This is a genomic window from Aeromicrobium sp. PFPM2_SD2 (genome assembly GCF_057364525.1).
Window position 1 is genome coordinate 1 of the sequence record NZ_JBNFNZ010000587.1, and the last position, 1,258, is coordinate 1,258.

General features: G+C 73.7%; 1 protein-coding gene. It reads right to left on the bottom strand.

Features of this window, described 5'->3' with window-relative positions; genetic code table 11:
- Positions 1 to 1,121, bottom strand: a 1,121-nt coding sequence (locus AC2W7G_RS16605) for a beta-ketoacyl synthase N-terminal-like domain-containing protein (protein ID WP_485869410.1), incomplete at its 3' end; no start/stop codon positions are given.
- Positions 1,122 to 1,258 lie beyond the last annotated feature (137 nt).

Sequence of the window (1,258 nt, forward strand, 5' to 3'; positions counted from 1 at the left end):
AGGCCGGGGGCCGGGATGGACGTGTGGACGCCGTCGGCGAACGAGCCGGCGTAGGCGACCACGGCCAGGACCGGCAGGCCCATCGCCGCGGCCACGTCGCCGCGGGCCAGCAGGATCGTGCCGCCGCCCTGCGACTCCACGAAGCCGCCGTGACGACGGTCGTTGGCCCGCGAGAAGTAGCGCGGGTCCAGTCCCTTGGCCGCCATGGCCGCGGAGTCGGCCGTCGCGCTCATGTCGGCGAAGCCGACGATGCCCTCGACGCTCAGGTCGTCGAAGCCACCGGCCACCACGACGTCCGCCTTGCCGACGCGGATCTTGTCCACGCCCTCCTCCAGCGACACCGCGGTGGTGGCGCAGGCGGCGACCGGGTGGATCATCGCGCCGTACGAGCCGACGTACGCCTGGACGACGTGCGCGGCGATGACGTTGGGCAGCGCCTCCTGCAGGATGTCGTTCTGCTTCGCCTCGCCCAGCAGGGTGTCGATGTAGAGCGACTGCATCGACTGCATGCCGCCCATGCCGGTGCCCTGGGTGTTGGCCACCCGCGACGGGTGGACCCAGCGCATGAGCTCGGCCGGGGTGAAGCCGCTGCTCAGGAACGCGTCCACCGTGCAGACTAGGTTCCAGGCCGCGACCCGGTCGATCGACTCGACCATCTCGGCCGGCAGGCCCCACGCGGCCGGGTCGAACCCGGTCGGGACCTGGCCGCCGACGGTGCGGCTCAGCGACATCCGCCGCGGCACGCGCACCTGGGTGCCGGCCAGGCGGGTGACGCTCCACTCGCCGTCCGCGGTCGGGACGACGCGCGTGCGCTCGGGGTCGGCCGACGCCAGCGCACGGGCCTCGGCCTCGCTGGAGACGGTGAACGTCAGGTCCTGCTCGAGGTAGCCGCTCGTCAGCAGCGGCGCGGTGTTGTCGACCATCGGGCCCTCGTCGACGTAGCGACGGATGCCGCAGGCCTCGACGACGGCGTCGTGGTAGCGCTCGAAGATGTCGGCCTCGTCGACCGGCTCGCCGGAGGCGACGTCGTACCAGCCGCCCGGCGCCTCGTAGCGCACCAGCCCGGTCGTCCACGCCAGCTCCAGGACGCCCGCGGCCGACAGCTCGTCGTGGACCTCCACCTCGAAGCGGGTGCGGGCCGAGCCGTACGGGCCGAGCTCACCGGGCGCGACGAACGACCACGAGGTCCTCCGGCGCGGCGGGCACGTCGGCCCAGTCGATCTCGGGGCGCCTGCGCGGCGAGCTGGGGCCGGCGACG